Annotated in this window: 23 protein-coding genes and 1 other RNA gene; 12 read left to right on the forward strand and 12 right to left on the reverse strand. The window is 68.8% G+C overall.

Features of this window, described 5'->3' with window-relative positions:
• Nucleotides 1-30 precede the first annotated feature (30 nt).
• Together V8201_RS05590 and V8201_RS05595 are read right to left on the reverse strand one after the other, a co-directional pair.
• The gene (locus tag V8201_RS05590; RefSeq protein ID WP_336544692.1) at nt 31-495 is read right to left on the reverse strand and encodes an Hsp20 family protein; all 465 of its coding nucleotides are present in this window, start codon (nt 493-495) and stop codon (nt 31-33) included.
• A gap of 149 nt (nt 496-644) precedes the next feature.
• Complete coding sequence (locus V8201_RS05595) at nt 645-1388, reverse strand: phosphatase PAP2 family protein (RefSeq protein ID WP_336544693.1); 744 nt, start codon at nt 1386-1388, stop codon at nt 645-647.
• 182 nt (nt 1389-1570) lie between these two features.
• On the opposite strand from V8201_RS05595, the gene V8201_RS05600 reads away from it, so the two are divergent.
• From V8201_RS05600 to V8201_RS05645, 10 genes are all read left to right on the forward strand, one after another.
• The gene (locus V8201_RS05600) at nt 1571-3862 is read left to right on the forward strand and encodes a chemotaxis protein CheA (protein ID WP_336544694.1); all 2292 of its coding nucleotides are present in this window, start codon (nt 1571-1573) and stop codon (nt 3860-3862) included.
• Entirely contained in the window at nt 3862-4287 is a 426-nt protein-coding gene (locus V8201_RS05605) for a chemotaxis protein CheW (protein WP_271300406.1), read from the forward strand. Before V8201_RS05600 ends, V8201_RS05605 begins: the two co-directional genes overlap by 1 nt.
• Nucleotides 4288-4353: 66 nt before the next feature.
• Nucleotides 4354-4719 (forward strand): response regulator, encoded by a 366-nt coding sequence (locus tag V8201_RS05610; protein ID WP_037530094.1) that lies wholly within the window; start codon nt 4354-4356, stop codon nt 4717-4719.
• Between the two features lie 16 nt (nt 4720-4735).
• Nucleotides 4736-5836: a chemotaxis-specific protein-glutamate methyltransferase CheB gene (gene cheB, locus V8201_RS05615; protein WP_336544695.1), complete on the forward strand. Its 1101-nt coding sequence runs from the start codon at nt 4736-4738 to the stop codon at nt 5834-5836.
• Between the two features lie 2 nt (nt 5837-5838).
• Nucleotides 5839-6687 (forward strand): CheR family methyltransferase, encoded by an 849-nt coding sequence (locus V8201_RS05620; protein WP_037530765.1) that lies wholly within the window; start codon nt 5839-5841, stop codon nt 6685-6687.
• Nucleotides 6688-6728: 41 nt separating this feature from the next.
• The gene (locus tag V8201_RS05625; protein WP_271300408.1) at nt 6729-7418 is read left to right on the forward strand and encodes an N-acetylmuramoyl-L-alanine amidase; all 690 of its coding nucleotides are present in this window, start codon (nt 6729-6731) and stop codon (nt 7416-7418) included.
• Between the two features lie 96 nt (nt 7419-7514).
• Nucleotides 7515-7897, forward strand: an RNA gene (gene rnpB, locus V8201_RS05630) — RNase P RNA component class A.
• A gap of 47 nt (nt 7898-7944) precedes the next feature.
• Nucleotides 7945-9879, forward strand: a complete 1935-nt coding sequence (locus V8201_RS05635; protein ID WP_152542006.1) for a hypothetical protein — start codon at nt 7945-7947, stop codon at nt 9877-9879.
• Nucleotides 9880-9924: 45 nt separating this feature from the next.
• Complete coding sequence (locus tag V8201_RS05640; RefSeq protein ID WP_037530100.1) at nt 9925-10464, forward strand: J domain-containing protein; 540 nt, start codon at nt 9925-9927, stop codon at nt 10462-10464.
• Nucleotides 10449-10781: a hypothetical protein gene (locus tag V8201_RS05645; RefSeq protein WP_037530102.1), complete on the forward strand. Its 333-nt coding sequence runs from the start codon at nt 10449-10451 to the stop codon at nt 10779-10781. The genes V8201_RS05640 and V8201_RS05645 overlap by 16 nt, the downstream gene beginning before the upstream one ends.
• Here the strand turns inward: V8201_RS05645 and V8201_RS05650 are convergent.
• From V8201_RS05650 to V8201_RS05690, 9 genes are all read right to left on the reverse strand, one after another.
• Nucleotides 10772-11176 carry a SufE family protein gene (locus V8201_RS05650; RefSeq protein WP_336544696.1) on the reverse strand — a complete coding sequence of 135 codons (405 nt, stop codon included), beginning with the start codon at nt 11174-11176 and terminating at the stop codon, nt 10772-10774. The two genes, V8201_RS05645 and V8201_RS05650, sit on opposite strands and share 10 nt — an antisense overlap.
• A gap of 318 nt (nt 11177-11494) precedes the next feature.
• Nucleotides 11495-11728 (reverse strand): hypothetical protein, encoded by a 234-nt coding sequence (locus V8201_RS05655; protein WP_037530105.1) that lies wholly within the window; start codon nt 11726-11728, stop codon nt 11495-11497.
• 173 nt (nt 11729-11901) lie between these two features.
• Nucleotides 11902-12183: a hypothetical protein gene (locus V8201_RS05660; protein WP_443026766.1), complete on the reverse strand. Its 282-nt coding sequence runs from the start codon at nt 12181-12183 to the stop codon at nt 11902-11904.
• 10 nt (nt 12184-12193) lie between these two features.
• Nucleotides 12194-12457: a hypothetical protein gene (locus tag V8201_RS05665; RefSeq protein WP_336544697.1), complete on the reverse strand. Its 264-nt coding sequence runs from the start codon at nt 12455-12457 to the stop codon at nt 12194-12196.
• 12 nt (nt 12458-12469) lie between these two features.
• Nucleotides 12470-12814: a hypothetical protein gene (locus V8201_RS05670; RefSeq protein ID WP_373276460.1), complete on the reverse strand. Its 345-nt coding sequence runs from the start codon at nt 12812-12814 to the stop codon at nt 12470-12472.
• Nucleotides 12815-12862: 48 nt separating this feature from the next.
• The gene (pspC, locus tag V8201_RS05675) at nt 12863-13237 is read right to left on the reverse strand and encodes an envelope stress response membrane protein PspC (protein ID WP_037530111.1); all 375 of its coding nucleotides are present in this window, start codon (nt 13235-13237) and stop codon (nt 12863-12865) included.
• 1 nt (nt 13238) lies between these two features.
• Nucleotides 13239-13502 (reverse strand): envelope stress response membrane protein PspB, encoded by a 264-nt coding sequence (gene pspB, locus V8201_RS05680; RefSeq protein WP_051583132.1) that lies wholly within the window; start codon nt 13500-13502, stop codon nt 13239-13241.
• A gap of 1 nt (nt 13503) precedes the next feature.
• On the reverse strand, nt 13504-14169 hold the full coding sequence (gene pspA, locus V8201_RS05685) for a phage shock protein PspA (protein WP_037530113.1): 666 nt from the start codon (nt 14167-14169) through the stop codon (nt 13504-13506).
• Nucleotides 14170-14225: 56 nt separating this feature from the next.
• Entirely contained in the window at nt 14226-14360 is a 135-nt protein-coding gene (locus tag V8201_RS05690; protein WP_268747098.1) for a hypothetical protein, read from the reverse strand.
• 174 nt (nt 14361-14534) lie between these two features.
• On the opposite strand from V8201_RS05690, the gene pspF reads away from it, so the two are divergent.
• Both pspF and V8201_RS05700 read left to right on the forward strand, forming a co-directional pair.
• Nucleotides 14535-15593 (forward strand): phage shock protein operon transcriptional activator, encoded by a 1059-nt coding sequence (pspF, locus tag V8201_RS05695; RefSeq protein WP_336544698.1) that lies wholly within the window; start codon nt 14535-14537, stop codon nt 15591-15593.
• An 85-nt stretch (nt 15594-15678) separates the two neighbouring features.
• Nucleotides 15679-16284, forward strand: coding sequence for a superoxide dismutase (locus tag V8201_RS05700; RefSeq protein ID WP_271300412.1), 606 nt, complete (start codon nt 15679-15681; stop codon nt 16282-16284).
• Between the two features lie 140 nt (nt 16285-16424).
• Here the strand turns inward: V8201_RS05700 and V8201_RS05705 are convergent, their stop codons facing one another.
• Nucleotides 16425-17063, reverse strand: coding sequence for an inner membrane-spanning protein YciB (locus tag V8201_RS05705; protein WP_037530120.1), 639 nt, complete (start codon nt 17061-17063; stop codon nt 16425-16427).
• Nucleotides 17064-17081 lie beyond the last annotated feature (18 nt).

The raw sequence follows: 17081 nt of genomic DNA on the forward strand, positions 1-17081 counted from the left end.
TCATTCTCCTGTCTGGCTGGGCTGTGGGGATCAGGCGGCCGCGGGCAGAGCGGCGCCGTCGTTGATCGCGATGCGGCGCGGCTTCATCGCGTCCGGCACGATGCGTTGCAGCGCGATGCTGAGCAGGCCGTCGCGGAAGTCGGCGGACTGTACCTCGACGTAATCGGCGAGCTGGAAGCGCCGCTCGAACGAGCGCGTCGCGATGCCGCGATGCAGGAAGCGGCTGCCGCTGTCGTCCGATCCATCCCGATCGGGTTCGGCGTGGCGACCGGTGACGGTCAGCTGATTGTCGCGCGCGACGATCTCGATCTGATCGGGCCGGAAACCGGCGAGCGCGATCGTGATGCGGTAGCGGTCGTCGCCTTCGCGGACGATGTCATAAAGTGGATAGCCGTCGCTGCCGTCGCCGCGGGTCCCCGTTTCGAGCAGGTCGAACAACCGGTCATAGCCGACCGTGGCGCGCCGATACGGCGTGAAATCGAAATTGGTCCTCATCTCCAAATCCTCCTGACGAGCAATCTGGACCTGAGCTGCGCCGGAGCGAGAGCCGGCGCCCCCTACGTCCAACCGGACCCGAACACGGCGCCCGGCGACGGTGAATTAGAAACCGCCGGCCGCGGTTCAAGCCGCCCGGCGCGGATTTTTTACGGCAGCATCTGCACCACCGCGCGGCTGCCGGCCGCGGCGGTGACGCGCGGCGCCTCGCCCGAGATCGACTCCTTGCCGAGCATGTATTTGACCAGCACGCGCTGGTCCGCGAACAGCGTGCCGAAGCTCACCGCGACGAAGGCGAGCGCGGCGGTGATCGCCACCGGCGCGCGGCGATAGGCGAGGGCGACGATCCGGTTGGCGCGATGGCCGATATCGGGGAAGCGCCACAGGCCGGTGAAGGTCGCGACGCCGAGCCCGGCGCCGATCAGGATGTCGGTGGGATAATGGTAGCCGGCGAACATCTTGGCGATCGCGACCAGCACGCACATGGCGATGCCGACGATCCCCCAGCGCCGCTCCGCCGTCCACATCGCGGCGGTGAAGGCCGAGAGGATGGCGAGCGTGTCGCTCGGCAGCGACGACCAGTCGAAGGGGAAATCCTGCCTGGTGAAGGGATACAGGCCGAGCGCGGCGGGACGGGGCCGCGCCGGCAGGAACAGCTTCGACGCCATCGCCAGCGCGACGACGACGATCGCGGCGATGAAGCCGGTCATGATGATGTCGCTGCGGCGGCCGTCGCGCGGCGCGGTCAGCCACATGGCGAAGGCGATCATCGCGATCGGCAGCGTCTGCACCGTATTGTAATGCAGACCATAGACGAAGACGTCGTCGAGCCCGCGATGGCCGTTCAGCCCGGCGAAGAAGCGCACGGCCGCCATGTCGAAGCCGTTCTGCATTGCTCTGCCCCCCTTACCCTCGTCGCGCCAAAACGTAGATCGGCCAGCGGGAATTGTCACTAATCTGTCATCTAAATGAAATGCGCCTGTCATGTGTCAGATCGGGCCGCGCCGCCCCCTCGCGAGTAAACGCAGCTTTAACGCATGTTCCGCCATGACCCGGGGATAACCCACGGGGACCCATGGACGACCTTCTGCAGGAATTCATCGCCGAGACCCGCGAGACGCTCGAGGCACTGTCGGGGGAGATCGTCGCATGGGAGGCGGCGCCGACCGATCGGACGCGGCTGGATGCGATCTTCCGCTTCGTTCACACGGTGAAGGGCAGCTGCGGCTTCCTCGATCTGCCGCGGCTCGCCCGGCTCAGCCATGCCGCCGAGGATGTGCTCGCCGCGGTGCGCGACGGACAGCGCCTCCCTGACACCGCGCTGGTCGATGCGGTGCTCGCCATCGTCGACCGGATCGGCGAACTGGTCGAGGCGATTGACGCCGGCGCGCCGCTCGACGATTCGTGCGAGGACCTGCTGATCGCCGCGCTTGCCGAGGATGCCCGCCCCGCGGTCGTCGCGCAGCCGGCGGCGGCGATGCGTAGCAACGGCCGCTCGGTCCGCCTCAACGTCGACCTGCTCGACCGGATGATGAGCGGCATGTCGGAGATGGTGCTGGCGCGCAACGAGCTCGCCCGGCGACTGCGCGACGAACAGGTCGATCCACTGGTCGAGGCGGCGCTGGAGCGGCTGTCGCTCACCGTCTCCGACATGCGCGACACCGTCACCCGCACCCGGATGCAGCGGATCGACGCGCTCTTCTCGGCTTTGCCGCGGATGGTGCGCGATACCGCGGGCGAGCTCGGCAAGTCGGTCGCGCTCAGCATTGACGGCGCCGATGTCGAGCTTGACCGCGAGATGATCGAGCTGATGCGCGATCCGCTCGTCCACATCATCCGCAACGCGGTCGATCACGGCATCGAGACGCCGGCCGAGCGCCGCGCCGCGGGCAAGCCGGAAACGGGCCGGCTCCTCGTCTCGGCGCGCCAGTCGGGCAACCAGATCCTCGTCGAGATCGCCGACGACGGCCGCGGCATCGACAGCGACCGGCTCGCCGCCAAGGCGCGCGCGCAGGGGCTGGTCAGCGACGCGGCGCTCGCGTCGATGGACGCGGCGGCACGGCTCGACCTGATTTTCCACGCCGGCCTGTCGAGTCGCGACACCGTCACCGCGATCTCGGGCCGCGGCGTCGGCATGGACGTGGTGCGGTCGAACATCGAACATATCGGCGGCCGGATCCAGCTCGCCAACCGGCCGGGGCAGGGGCTGACGATCGTCATCTCGGTGCCGCTGACCCTGTCGATCATGTCGACGATCGTCGTCGGCGTCGGCGACCAGCGCTTCGCGATCGCGCGCCAGTCGGTCGACGAGATCCTGCGCATCGGCTGCGAGACGGTGCGGATCGACACGGTCGGCGATGCCCAGGTGGCGACGGTGCGCGGACGGCGGCTGCCGCTCGTCTCGCTCGGCCGGCTGCTCGGCATCGGTACGGGCGGCGAGACCAATCTGGCGATCGTCGCCACCCGCGACGGCGATTATGCGCTGGCGATCGATGCGGTGATCGATGCCGAGGAACTGGTGGTCAAGCCCGCCGCGCCCGCGGTGATGGCGACCGGCGTCTATGCCGGCCATACCTTGCCCGATTCGGGACTGCCGATGCTGCTGCTCGACGCCTCGGGGATCGCCACCGTCGCCGGGCTGCGCTTCCTCCACGGCATCCTCGCCGAGGAGGAGGCCGCTGCCGCGGCACCGGCGCGCGGCGTGCTCGCGCTGATGTTCGAGGATCTCGACGACCAGCGCCGCGTGCTGCCGCTCGCCGCGATCGACCGCGTCGAGACGGTGTCGACCGCCGCGATCCGCCGCACCGGCGGCCAGTTGCGACTCGCGATCGGCGGCCACCTCGTGCCGCTCCACGCCGCCGCCGCGATCGGCGAGCGCGCCGACCTGCCCGTGCTGCGGCTGACCGACGGATCGACCGAGATCGCTTATGCGATCCACGAACCCGTCGAGATCGTGCAGCTGCCCGGCGAGGTCGCGCCGGCGCGCGGGGTCGGGCCGGTCGCCGGCGTCGTCATCATCGACGGCGAGCAGGTCGAATTGCTCGACGCGCACGCGCTGTTCGCCGGGGCGCTGCAACCCGCCGGCGATCGCCTGTGCTGGCTGCAACGCGATGCCGGCGGCTGGATGGAGACCTTCCTGCGGCCGATGCTCGAATCGATGGGCTATCGCTGCGTGATGCAGCCGCCGCCAGACGGACCGGCCGACGTGGCGCTGGTGATGGATGGAGCGACGATCGCCCCCGCCGCCGCGCGCAACGTCGTCCGGCTGCGCCAGGAGCGGCCGAGCGACGGCGATCCCGCCAGCATCTATCGCTATGACCGGCCGGCGCTGCTCGACGCGCTGGCGCATGCCGTGGGAGATCGCTGATGGGCCTGTTCCTGATCGCGCATATCGCCGGGCGCGGCGTCGCCATCGAGACCAGCCAGGTCGATTCGGTGGTCGATATCGCGCAGGTGATCGCGGTGCCGCGCACCGAGGCGGCGGTCCGCGGCCTCGTCGCGCTGCGCAGCCGCGTCGTGACCGTCATCGACACCGGCACCGCGCTCGGCCTCGATCCGACGCCGGCCAGCGCGCGCCGCGCCGTCATCACCCGTGTCGACGGCCATCTCTACGCGATCCTCGTCGACGAACTGGAGGACGTCTCGGTCTTCGAGGCGCAGCCGCTGTCGCCGGGCCTCGCGCTCGACCATGGCTGGGCGCGCGCCGGCATCGGCCTCGTCGAGCGCGACGGCGAACCGTTGCTGATCGTCGATCTTGCCGCGCTCGTCCCGCAACAAACGCTCGCCGCTTAACGCGACGCTTACGCTTCGCTGCCACTGTCCCGAATGGCGAACACACGCCCGTATAAAGGCTTATCCATGAAGACCTGCCTCGTTGTCGACGATTCGAAGGTGATCCGGAAGGTCGCGCGCCATATCCTCGAAACGCTCGACTTCACCGTGTCGGAAGCCTGCGACGGGCGCGAGGCGCTCGACGCCTGTCTCGCCTCGCCGCCCGACGTGATCCTGCTCGACTGGAACATGCCGGTGATGAGCGGCATGGATTTCCTGCGCGCGCTGCGCGAGGCGCCGATCCCGACGCGGCCCAAGGTGGTGTTCTGCACCACGGAAAACGGCATGGCCTATATCCGCGCGGCGATCGAGGCGGGGGCGGACGAATATGTCATGAAGCCGTTCGACCGCGATACGCTCGAATCCAAACTCCAGATCGTCGGCATGGCCTGAGGCGGAGGCCGGCGTGATGGCCACCGCGATATCCCTCGACCGGCAGGAGGCCGCGACCGCCGGTGCGACTCTGGCACGGGTGCTGATCGTCGATGATTCGGCGGTCGCGCGCGCGGTGGTCGAACGCATCCTGACCGCGACCGATCGCTATGCCGTCGTCGCCAGCGTCAGCACCGCCGCCGCGGCGCTCGACGTGCTGGCGCGGGCGAAGGTCGACGTGATCCTGCTCGACGTGCAGATGCCGGGCACCGACGGGCTGACCGCGCTGCCCGACCTGATCGTCGCCGGGGCGGGGGCGACGGTGCTCGTCGTCTCCGGCCAGGCGGGAGAGGGCGCCGCGACGACGGTGCAGGCGCTCGCGCTCGGCGCCGCCGACACGGTGTTCAAGCCGGCGAGCGGCGCGCGCCTCGGTCAATTCGCCGCGATCCTGATCGACAAGCTCGACCGGCTCGCCGGCGCCACCCCGTCACGCATGCCGTCGCCGCCCGCGCCGGCGCGCCCCGCACCGCCGCCGCGCATCGCGACCGGTGCCGGCAGCGACGAATTCGACATTGTCGCGATCGGCGCCTCGACCGGCGGCATCCATGCGCTGAGCGCCTTCCTCGCCGAGATCCCGGCGAGCTTCCGCCTGCCGATCCTCATCACCCAGCATCTGCCGACCGCCTTCATGCCCTATTTCGCCGCGCAGCTCGCGGTGATCGGCAAGCGCCCGTGCGAGGTCGCGACCGACCGGCTGCGGCTGCGTCCCGGCCGGATCGTCGTCGCGCCGGGGGATGCGCACATGCGCATCGTCGCGCTCGCCGACGGCTCCGCCGCGATCCGCCTCACCGCCGAGCCGGTGGCGAGCGGCTGCACGCCCTCGGTCGACCCGATGTTCGCCTCGCTCGCGGCGGTGTTCGGGCCGCGGCTGCTCGCCGTGGTGCTGAGCGGCATGGGCCGCGACGGATCGGACGGCGCGCGACGGGTGCATGAGGCGGGCGGCTGCGTGGTCGTCCAGGATCAGGCGAGTTCGGTGATCTGGGGCATGCCCGGCGCGGTGGTCGACGGCGGCAGCGCGGACGCCGTGCTGCCCCCCGCCGCGATCGGCCGCATCGCCGCCGCCCGGCGCCGGCCATGACCATGCCCGCGTCCGGGACGGTATCGCCCGTCGCCCTCAACGTCTTCAGCGCCTTGCTCGAGGCGCGCACCGGGCAGCAGATCGCCAGCTATCGTTCGTGGCGGATCGACGTCGCGCTCAAGCCGCTGCTGCGCGAACGCGGGCTCGACACGCTCGACCAATTGGTGACGCTGCTGCTCGACGGGCAGGACGTGCGGGTCGGCGATCAGATCGTCAACGCGCTGGTCAACCAGGAAACCTCCTTCTTCCGCGACGCGCCGGTCTTCGATCTGGTGCTCGAGGCGGTCGCCGGCGCCGAAGCCGCCGGGCGGCGGCCGCGCATCTGGTGCGCGGGCTGTTCGACCGGGCAGGAGCCGCTGTCGCTGGCGATGCTGTTCGCCGAACGCGCCGAAGGCGGGCGACCGATGCCGGAGATCATCGCCACCGACGTGTCCGAGGCGGCGGTCGCCCGCGCGCGCGCCGGCCGCTACAATCAGTTCGAGATTCAGCGCGGCCTGCCGATCCGCCGCATGATGCGCTGGTTCGACAGCGAGGGCGGCGACTGGGTCGCCCGGCCCGAGCTGACCCGGCTGGTGACGGTGCGCCGCCACAATCTGGTCGCCGATCATCCGCCGGGCGGCGCGTTCGACGTCATCCTCTGCCGCAACGTGCTGCTCTATCTCTCCCCGACGACCAAGGCGGCGGTCTTCGCGCGCTTCGCCGCGGCGATGCGGCCGGGCGGAACGCTCGTGCTCGGCGCCGGCGAGACGGTGATCGGCCAGACCGACGCCTTCGCCCCCAGCCGCCGGTTGCGCGGCCTCTACGAGCGGACCGGCGATAGGCCGGCACCGTCGCACGCCGCCGCGGCCTGATCCCCCTTACGCACCCGGCCCGGCTCGGCTAGGCTGACGCCATGACCATCCTCGACACGCCCTCGCCGAACTTCGACGAGCGGTCGCTGCCGATCTCCATGATCGTGCTGCATTATACCGGCATGCAGGACGGCCCGTCGGCGCTCGCGCGGCTGCGCGATCCGGAGGCCAAGGTGTCCGCGCATTATCTGGTCGAGGAGGACGGCACGGTCTGTCGGCTCGTCGCCGAACAGGACCGCGCCTGGCATGCCGGCCGCTCGTCGTGGCGCGGCATCACCGACGTCAATTCGGCGAGCGTCGGCATCGAGATCGTCAATCCCGGCCACGACTGGGGCTATCGCCCGTTCACCGAGGAGCAGATCGCGGCGCTGATCCCGCTGGTCGCGGCGATCAAGGAACGCCACGGCATCACCCGCGGCAATATCGTCGGCCATTCCGATATCGCCCCGGCACGCAAGCGCGATCCCGGCGAGCTCTTCCCCTGGGGCAAGCTCGCCCGGCTGCGGCTCGCGCTGCCGCGCCCGACGCGCAACCTGCTCGACCCGATGTGGACGCAGGGCGGCTTCCTACTCGCGCTCGAACGCTTCGGCTATGACGTCAGCGACGCGATGGCGGCGATCATGGCCTTCCAGCGCCGCTATCGCCCCGAGCTGATCGACGGCGAGATCGACGCCGAATGCCGGATGATCCTGCTCGCGCTGCTGCTGCCCAAGCCGCAGGGCGACGACTGAAGCGTCGTGCCGGACGCGGCGGCAGCGCGGCGTTCGGCATGGAAGCGCGCCGGCACCGCTTCCCTAGCGCGATTTCCCGCGCTAGGGCGCACCCGGTCAGAGGGTCGGGCGGCCGCGGGTATCCCAACGGATACGCGAGGAAAGTCCGGGCTCCGCGAAACAACGGTGCCGGGTAACGCCCGGCGGGGGTGACCCCAGGGACAGTGCCACAGAGAGCAGACGGCGACGGCTTCGGCCACGTCAGGGTGAAAGGGTGCGGTAAGAGCGCACCGCGCGCCTGGTAACAGGAGCGGCATGGTAAACCCCACCGGGAGCAAGACCGAATAGGGGCGACAGGGGGCTTCGTGCTCCGGGGCTTTGTTTCAGCTCGTCGCCCGGGTTGGTTGCTGGAGGCGGCGCGCAAGCGTCGTCGTAGAGGAATGGTCGCCCATCTTCCGCAAGGAAGAGGACAGAACCCGGCTTACAGACCCTCTGGCGTTTCATTGCCCCGTGGTGCAGGCTGCCCCCAAGGGACGGGGGACGGACGATGCGGATCGAAATGGGCGTGCTGGCGACGATGCTGGCCATCGGCAGTGCGGCCGTCGCGCAGCCCCAGCGGAGCGTCCAGCAGGATTTCGAGGCCGCCACGGCGCTGAGCGCGGGCGACGATCATGCCGCGGCGCTCGCGGCATGGCAGGCGCTGGAGCCCCGTGTCGCGGCCAAACCGCGCAGCCGCGGCATCGTGCTGGTGCGCAAGAGCCGGGATTTGGTCGCGCTCAAACGCTATGACGAGGCGGTCGCCGCGACCCGCGAGGGGCTGGCGCTGCTGCCGACCGGCGACAAGACGTTGAGCGCCGATCGCTTCGATGCCTATCTCAACCTCGCCGGGCTTGACCAGCAGACGCTCGATTATGCCAGCGCCGCCGACGCCTACCGCCATGCCGAGCAGGAGGCCGCGACCGCCGGCGAACGGCTTGCCGCCTTGCGCGGGCTGATCCGCACCGCGACCTTCACCGATCCCGCCACCGCAACCGCCGCAGCCGCACGCGCCGATGCGGTGATCGCCGCGACGCCGATCGACAATCCGCTCGCCGCCGATTTCGCCTCCGCCAAGGCGGTGCTCGCGCTCAACACCGGCAATCTGCCCGTCGCCACGGCCGAGGCGATGCGCGCCGTCAAGCTGCTCGGCGGACTCACCGAGAAGACCGACCTGCGCGATGTCGCGGCGCGATCGAACGTCGCCCTGGCGATGCTGCTCGCGGGGCGGAAGGACGAGGCGCGCCACTATATGGCGATGACCGGCGCGGGTCGGATGCCGGACGGCCAGTTCGACCTCGGCGCGGCGATGACCCCGCCCGATTGCGGCGGTGAGGCGGGGCTCAAGCCCGAGCAGCTCGCCGTCGTGCAATTCTCCATCGCCGACGATGGCAGCGTCCTTCTTGCCGAGCCGATCTATGCCGAAGGCGGGCGCACGGTCGCGCTCGCCTTTGCCCGCGCGGCCCGGCAGTGGGCGTGGAGTGCCGAGCAGGTCAAGGCGATACCCAGTTTCCTGCGCTACAATGCGCGGGTCGAATTACGCTGCAACATGGCCTTTCCGCGGCCGTCGATCACGGACGGGTTGCTCGCGGACCTGACGCGCTGGTCTGCCGAGCGCGGTGCTCCGATGGCCGACGCGCCCGAAAACCCGGCGCAGGCGCTGGCCGGCCAGCGTGCTGCACTGGCCGCCGCGCCGCCCGCGGGCAAGCTGCCGGCGCTGATCGCGTTGCTCAATTCGCCGGTGGTGCCGCGCGAGGAACGCGCCCAGTTCGCGGCCGAGGCCTTGCAGGCGGCGAGGGCGGCACAGGCGCCGGTGACGGGGCAGCTCGCGCTCGACCTCGACGCACGGCTCAACGGTGTCGCGGACCAGTGGCGCCCCGGCACCTTCCGCCGGGTGGTTGCGCCGCTGCTCGATCAGCAGCCCTATGCCGGCGATCCGCGTGCCCGCGCCGCATTGCGGTTATTGCTCGCGGACGAGGAGCGGAACGCGAGCGACCGGATGGCGGCGTTGCTCGGCCAGGTCGTCGACGATCCGGCGCTGCCCGCGGACGATGCGCTGCGCACCGGCGCGCAGATCCGCCTCGCGTCGCTGGCGCAGCGGCGCGGCGACGACGCCGCGGCGAAGGCGGCCTTCGACAAGACCGGCCTTACCGCGAGCCAGTGCGCGCTGGTCGGCGATGCGCCGCGGATGCTCCACTCGGGCGGCAGCTTCCCGGAAGAGGCGCTGTCGTGGGGCTTCGAAGGGTGGACGCGGACGCAATATGACATCGCCGCCAACGGCCATGTCCTCAATGCGCGCGCGATCGTCTCCTATCCGCCGTTCATCTTCACCAAGGCGGGCGCGGCGACGGCGAGCGGGCTTGTCTATGCCAAGACCTATCGGCCCGAAGGCGCGCTGGCCTGCGGGGCGAACACCTCCAACGTCAAATTCCGGATACCCCACTGACCCCGTTCCGGTTGCGCCTTGGCGCCCAGGGCCTATGTGGTCCTGATGGCGCGCAGCACTTCACGCTCGAACGATTGGGGCTTTCCCCGCTGGCGTGGCTATGGCTCGGGTCGCGAGACGACGACGGTGCGGATCTGCGACCGGCACGGCTGTACCGAGCCGGGTGATTGCCCCGCGCCGAAATCGCCCAACAGCCCCGACCGCTGGTATTTCTGCACGACGCACGCCGCCGAATATAATCGCGGCTGGAACTATTTCGAAGGCCTGTCCGCGGAGGAAGCGGCGCAGCGCGAGGCGGCGGAGTCGCAGGATGCGTCGGGCTATGCCAATGCCAGCCATTATGCCTGGGGCGGCAGCGGCGACGGCAGCCGCTCGCGCGACGAGATGCGCGCGCTCGACGTGCTCGGGCTCGATACCGATGCGGATTTCGACACGGTGAAGGCCGCGTGGCGCAAGCTCGCCAAGGAAAACCATCCCGACATCCGCCCCGGCGATGCCGATGCCGCGGTGCGTTTCCAGACGGTGCAGGCCGCCTATGAGGTGCTGCGCAGCGCGGAGGAACGGCGCGAATGGCGCCCCCGCTGAAGCAGGTGCCGAGCGCCTGGCGCGGCGCGATCCTGGTCTGCGGCAAATGTTCGAAGAAGCTCGACGGCGGCTTCGGCAAGAAGGCGCAGACGCCGCTCGCCAAGCTGCTGCGCAAGCTGCTCGGCCTCGGCAAGGGGCGCAAGGCGACGCTCGGCGTGGTCGAGACGCGCTGCCTCGGCCTGTGTCCGCGCGGCGGCGTTGCGCTGATCGACGGCCGCGCGCCGGGGACGTGGCTGGTCGTGCCGCAGGGCGCCGACGTCGCCGAACTTGCCGCGCGGCTGGCGACAGTGCGGACCGTGCCCGCCGATCAGGCGTAGCGGCGCGCGGTTTCGCGGATCAGTGCGATCATGTTGGGGATGCCCTGCGTCCGGTTCGAGCTCAGCTGATTGGCGAGATCGAACGGCGCGAGTGCGCCCTTGATATCGGTCGCGACGATTGTCGCCGGCGTCTCGTCCTGCACGGTACGCAGCACGAGCGCGATGATCCCCTTGGTGATCGCGGCATTGCTGTCGGCGAGGAAATGGAGCGTGCCGTCCTCCGCCCGCATCGGATAGACCCAGACCGATGCGGAACAGCCGCGCACCAGCGTCGCCTCCGTCTTGAGCGCTTCCGGCATCGGCTCGAGCGACCGGCCGAGGTCGATCAGCAGCCGATAGCGATCGTCGGCATCGAGGAAGTCATATTCGTCGCGGATCTCGGCGATGCTGGTCATCACGGCGCGGTAGACCGGCGGCGGGGAGGAGGCAATCGGCCATCACCTTGGTGATGGCGCGCCGGTCCTGGGCGAATCCTCTGCAACACCGTGTGTCATGCCGGACTGGTTCCGGCATCCACTGTTCCGCAAGAGCAGCCTCTGGGTTTGCGGGGCGGCAGACCCCGGAACACGTCCGGGGCGACGTTACGGTTCAGGAGAGGTCAGGACGTTCGCAGAGGTCTTGCCTGCGCGGAAACCAGGTGTCCGGTCAGGCAAGCGCCCCATCCGGGCTCCGCGTTGACGCGGGGTGGCGAACCGCAATCGCCACCTGCGTCCTCACAGATCCACACCGGCGGCGATCGCCTCCAGCTTGCGGATACGCTCCTTGAGATCGGCGATCTCGATCCGCGATCCGGCGGAGGGGCCGGCGGGGACGGGCTCGCGGGCGGCGAGCTGTTCGTGCTGGAGCGCGAGCCAGCCGCGCCAGCCCGACAGGCAGGCGCCGACCAGCATCGCCAGACCGGCGAGCGCCACCAGCGCGAGCGTAAGATAGACGTTGGGATCGTTCATGATCGGCCTCCGGTCAGCGGGCGTGCAGGCGGCGGATCTCCGGACGGGACCGACGCTGCCGCGGGTTTCGGTACCGGCGCCACCCGGGGGAGGGCGCGCCGCGGATTGGTCCCACCCACAACAGCGGGTGGAAAGGGGGGGGCAGGCAGCTCCGGCCGCCTTGGCCCCCGTGGTCAGTTGATCGGCAGACGGCCGGGCGCGGTGCCGCGCAGCGCGTCGATCTCCTGCGCCAGGTCGGCGCCGCGATCGGTGACGATGCGTTCGAGCACGCGCACCCGTTCCTCCAGCCGCTCGGTCTGCGCGGCATATTGCGCGGCCTTTTCGGCGACCTTGTCGGCCTCGATCTCCATCCGGCGGTGCTGGAGCGCGAACCACGGCTTGACGAAGATGCCGCCGAAGATCGCGAGCAGACCGCAACAGATGCCGAGGATGGGGATCATCAGAGGGCTCATCATCCTACTCCTGTCAGCAGCTGCGCAGCTGGTCGATTTCGTGGCCGAGCCGGTGGGCGCGGTCGGTGACGATGCTCTCCACCGTCGCCAGCCGCTCCTGCAGCCGGTCGATCTGGCCGATGCGGCGGGCGTTTTCGGCATCGAGCAGGTCGATGTTGCGGCGCGCCTCGACATCGGGGGCAATGATCGCCTGCCGCACCTTGCGGCGGCCGTAATATTGCACCGCCAGCGTCACCATCGCGCCGAAGATCATGCAGATGATATGATCGGGTCCCATCATCCGTCTCCCTTAGCGGTCGCGAAGCGCTTCGATCTCGCGGGCGGTGCGCTCGGCGGGATCGGTGGCGATGCGTTCGAGGACGGCGATCCGTTCCTCCAGCCGGCTGACCTGCCCGGTCAGCTTCTCGTTCTCGTTGGAGAGCAGCATGATCTTGCGCTCCGCCTCGATGTCGTCGCCGCCGTCGGGGCCGTAGCCCATCCACATCATCCGCTGCATGCGCCGCATCTTGCGGGCCTGGCGGTTTTGCGCCTCTTCCAGCGGATAGCCGTGCTTGGCCTTGACCCAGGTGGTGAAGGCGTGACGCGCGCTCACCGCTCCGACGATACCGACCGGCACCATCCAACCCATGTCCATCGTGATTCTCCCTGAACCCGTGATGCCTGATCCTGCCCCCGACGTTGCTCAGCGCAGGCTGTCGATTTCCTCGGCTAGTCGGCTGTTGCGGCTGGTGTAATGCAGCTCGATGTCGGCGAGCCGGCGATCGATGTCGCGGAACTTGCTGCGCACCTCGCTGGTCGAGCGCTTCGGATTGGTCCGCACGCCCTGCCAGAATTTGGCGTCTTCCTGCGTCTCGTAGAGGCCATAGGGCTTCTTCGGCGCGAGCAGCCCGGCGGCGACATAGGCGATGAACACCCAGCCCGAGGTGGCGATGGTCAGCACGATCATCGCGACGCGGACCAGCGTCAGGTCGAAGCCGGTATAGTCGGTGATCCCGGCACAGACGCCGAGCCACTTGGCTTCCTGCTTGTCGACGTAGAATTTGGTGCGGGTAGACATCTCAATTCCTCCGGTCGAGCGAATAGGGAGTTGCTTGCGGGCTGTTCAGACTGGCCCGAAAGTCAGGATTGTCGGCGGCGACGATCCGCTCGACGGTATTGAGCCGATCTTCGAGGCGACGGGCGAGATTGAACATCTCGTCCAGCAGACGTTCGTCTTCTTCCGTGATCTTGGGTGCCTGTTTCCACTTGGTGATGTAGTGGAAGATCAACCAGGGCAGGCCGATCAGGGCAAGCGAAATGGCAAGTACGCCTTCGATGTCCATTTCACCCCTCCTTCTTCAGGCGCGCCTTGAGCGCGGCGAGTTCGGCATCGACCTTGTCGCTCTGGCGCAACTCGGCGATCTCTTCCTCAAGGCTCTTCGGTGCGCCGAGACCCAGCGCCTCGGCGCGGCCTTCGGCATCGTCGACCCGGCGTTCGAGCACGTCGAAGCGGCTGAACGCCTCGTGCGTCTTGGGGCCGGCATACATCTCGCGCAGGCGGTAGCGGTTGTTGGCGCTTTCCAGCCGCGTCTGGACGTTCGACTGTTTGGTGCGCGCTTCGGTCAGCTTCTTCTGGAGCTTGGCGATATCCTCTTCCGAGGCGCGCAGCGCGTCGTCGAGCACCTTGATCTCGATCTTGAGCTGCTCGGCCATGTCGGCGGCCTTCTGCTTCTCGACCAGAGCCGCCTTGGCGAGGTCTTCGCGATCCTTGCTCAGCGCCAGCTCGGCCTTCTCGGTCCAGCTGTCCTGCAACTGCTCCAGCTTGCTGATATGGCGACGCATCTCTTTCTGGTCGGCGATGGTGCGGGCAGCGGAGGCGCGCACCTCGACCAGCGTCTCCTCCATTTCGAGGATGATCATGCGGATCATCTTCGCCGGATCTTCCGCCTTTTCGAGCAGGTCGGCGAAATTGGCGGCGACGATGTCGCGGGTGCGGGAAAAAATGCCCATCGATTCTTTGCTCCTAAGACTGTCCGGCGCGACGGGGCGCCGGCTTTGCGACCATGTTACGCGCTCTGCTGCGTGGTCGCTACACTGTGGCTGGCCGCGGCGGGACCGACCGCGCCAGCGACACAGGTGGCGCTGAACAGGACGGTGCAGACGATCGCGGCGAGCTTGCGGCCGGTGTCGGAATTGAACATGGAAACCTCCTGATATCTGAACCTTGTTCCCGCCGTGTGGCGGTATGTCCGATGCTTTGCAGGAGGCGTGCCAAATCCGAAAAGCACGCAAAAGCGTCACTTTTCGGTGTCATCTATATGTAAGACACCGGCGGATGCTTGCATAGTCTTGGCGTTTTGCGCCAGATGTTGGCGATGGAACGGACCTCGCAGGTGATCGGCCAATCGGGGGCCTTTCTCGACGCGCTGGAGCGTGCCAGCCGCGCCGCCGCGCTCGATCGCCCGGTGCTGGTGATCGGCGAACGCGGTACCGGCAAGGAGCTGGTCGCCGAGCGTCTCCACCGCCTGTCGCCGCGCTGGGACCAGCCGCTGGTGGTGATGAATTGCGCCGCGCTGCCCGAGTCGCTGATCGAGGCGGAACTGTTCGGCCATGAGGCGGGTGCCTTCACCGGCGCCACCAAGGCGCGCGCCGGCCGGTTCGAGGAGGCGCATCGCGGTACCTTGTTCCTCGACGAACTCGGCACGCTGTCGATGGCGGCACAGGAGCGGCTGCTGCGGGCGGTCGAATATGGCGAGATCACCCGGATCGGCGCGTCGCGGCCGGCGCGCGTCGACGTGCGGATCGTCGCGGCGACCAACGAACATCTTCCCGGTAAGGTCGATGCGCACGAATTCCGCGCCGATCTGCTCGACCGGCTGAGCTTCGAGGTGGTGACGCTGCCGCCGCTGCGCGCGCGTACCGGCGATATCGCGGTGCTCGCCGACCATTTCGGCCGGCGGATGGCGTCGGAGATCGGCTGGGATCGCTGGCCCGGCTTCGGCCCGCGCGCGCTCGACCAGCTGCACACCTATCGCTGGCCGGGCAACGTCCGCGAGCTGCGCAACGTCGTCGAGCGCGCGGTCTATCGCTGGGACGGCGACGGCCCGGTCGACGCAATCGAGATCGATCCCTTCGCCTCGCCGTTCCGGCCGCAGGGCGGGGCGGGCGGCGGGCCGCGCCGGGCAACGCCCGCGCCTGCATCCGCGTCTTCGGCCGCCGATGCGCCGCCCGAGGACAGCCCGGTTGCCGCCTGCGAGGCCGGACCGTCCGACTTCAAGTCGCGCGTCGCGCAATTCGAACGCGAGCTGCTCGCCCGTGCGCTCGCCGACCATCGCTTCAACCAGCGCGCCACCGCCGAGGCGCTCGGGCTCAGCTACGATCAGTTGCGCCACGCGCTGCGCCGACACGAGCTGATCAACGCGACGGGCTCGTAACGCTTGCGTAACGGCGGGGGAGCATTAGGCAAAGACCTGCGTTAACGCCGGGACGACACTGTCCCTACCGAAAGGAGCCTTAGCCATGGCATTCGAACTGCCGCCGCTGCCGTATGACTATGACGCGCTGGAGCCGGTCATCTCCAAGGAGACGATGACCTTCCACCACGACAAGCATCATGCCGCCTATACCGCCAAGCTCAACGAAGGCGTCGCCGCCGACGCGAGCCTCGAAGGCCTGTCGATCGAGGACATCCTCGGCCGCATCTCGTCGCTGCCGCCGCTCGTCCGCAACAATGGCGGCGGCTATTGGAACCACGACTTCTTTTGGAAGATCATGGCGCCCAAGGGTTCGACGCAGCCGTCCGGCGCGCTCAAGGACGCGATCGACGCTTATGGCGGGCTCGACAAGCTCAAGGAGGATTTCAACACCAAGGGTGCGGGCCAGTTCGGTTCGGGCTGGGCCTGGGTGATCAAGGATTCGGGCGGCGCGCTCAAGGTGACGTCGACGCCGAACCAGGACAATCCGCTGATGGACGATGCCAAGGACAAGGGCACGCCGATCCTCGGCAATGACGTGTGGGAACACGCCTATTACCTGACCTACAAGAACGATCGCCCCGGCTACCTCAAGGCGTGGTGGGACATCGTCAACTGGGACGAAGCCGGCAAGCGTTTCGACGCGGCGTAATTCCCAAATTCCTCCCCGCTAGCGGGGAGGGGGACCAGCCGCAGGCTGGTGGAGGGCGGCTTCCGCAAGCGATGCGCTGCGTGAAGAGCCCCCTCCACCACCGGCTTCGCCGGCGGTCCCCCTCCCCGTGCCGGGGAGGATTATTCCGGCGGGATTCCCGCCTGCGGGTCCTCGGTATTCAGCCCGTGCCTGAGCAGCATCGGCACGTTGGCGAAGGCGAACAGCAGGGTGAGCGGGATCGCCCCCCATAGTTTGAACCCGACCCAGAAATCCCAGCTCGTCGTCCGCCACACCGCCTCGTTGAGCGCGGCCATCGCGACGAAGAATAGCGCCCAGTTGCGCGTCAGCTTGCGCCAGCCGACCGCGTCCAGCCCCGGATAGGCGGTGCCGAGCAGGCCCTGCAGCAACGGCCGGCCAGTGATCAGCCCGAAAGCGAGCACGGCGGCGAACATGCCGTAGACGAAGCTCGGCTTCATCTGGATGAACTTGGGGTCGTGGAACCAGACGGTCAGCCCGCCGAACACGACGACGAAGCCGCCCGAGATCCACAGCATCGGCGACACCGCACCGAGCTTCGCCTTCGACACCGCCATCGCGATCACCGTCGCGACGACGAAGGCGGTGGTGGCGACGATCACCTTGGCGATCACCAGCGCGCCGGCCCGGTCGAGATCGGAGAGGAAGCCGGTGCCCGCCGCGACCAGCTTCATCGCCAGCGCCGCGGGGAAGAGGAAATTGACCGCGAAGAAGACGAGCAGCGGACCATATTCGATGCCCATCCGCAGGCCGGGGGAGGA

It is taken from the genome of Sphingomonas kyungheensis (genome assembly GCF_037120395.1).
In the GTDB taxonomy this organism is placed as follows: domain Bacteria; phylum Pseudomonadota; class Alphaproteobacteria; order Sphingomonadales; family Sphingomonadaceae; genus Sphingomonas; species Sphingomonas kyungheensis.